We start from the raw sequence: 622 nt of genomic DNA, 5'->3' as shown, positions 1-622 counted from the left end.
ATTAACATAGTCAAAGCCTGTTCCGGCTTTATGTTGTACTTTTATTAGTTCTGAAACCTTTTTGTTTAGCTGTTCAAGATTCTTTAAAGTTTCAGTTTTGAAGTCGATTTGCTCTTCTATCTGTTCTTCTATTTGCTCATCCATTTTCTTGCTGTTTTTTTATTCAAATTTTCGATAGCAAGTATAGGATAGGCGCATAGCAATTTCCAACGTCGGACTATCCGACATTTTTCAATTAATTTTTATATCTCATGTTTTCAACATCTTACAAAGGCATTATTTAGCCTTGTCGGACATTTTTTGCTGTTTTTGTCGGATACTTTTTTAATTCAAATGGCAATAAAAGGCAATAAATGGTAATCGGTATTTTTGCAAATTATCGGGTTACAATTTCAATGATTACTTTTTCGATGTCACCTGTTGGTAAATTACGTTCCTGAAAATGCAACTTGATAACTTCAAGGTCAACCAAAAGATTCTTGTCATTTTTAATGTATGGAGCTTTATCTATGAGCCGATAGAAGTATGAATTTTTGTAATTATCCATATCAATACCATTTACCACACATAAAAATCGGGCAAGTGTTGAGTTTCCAACATCTACCCGGTGTTTTAAGCCCAA

1 protein-coding gene is annotated in these 622 nt (G+C 32.6%); it reads right to left on the bottom strand.

The annotated features are described in order from the left end of the window. Positions 1-376: 376 nt before the first annotated feature. Positions 377-622: hypothetical protein (locus tag KEM10_RS23975; protein WP_212220993.1), on the bottom strand; the 246-nt coding region annotated here is incomplete at its 5' end.

Origin of the sequence: Carboxylicivirga linearis (genome assembly GCF_018271995.1) — a bacterium.
GTDB classification, from domain to species: Bacteria; Bacteroidota; Bacteroidia; order Bacteroidales; family Marinilabiliaceae; genus Carboxylicivirga; species Carboxylicivirga linearis.
The sequence above is the reverse complement of the archived record's forward strand: the minus strand, read 5'-3'. Positions and strand labels throughout refer to the sequence as shown.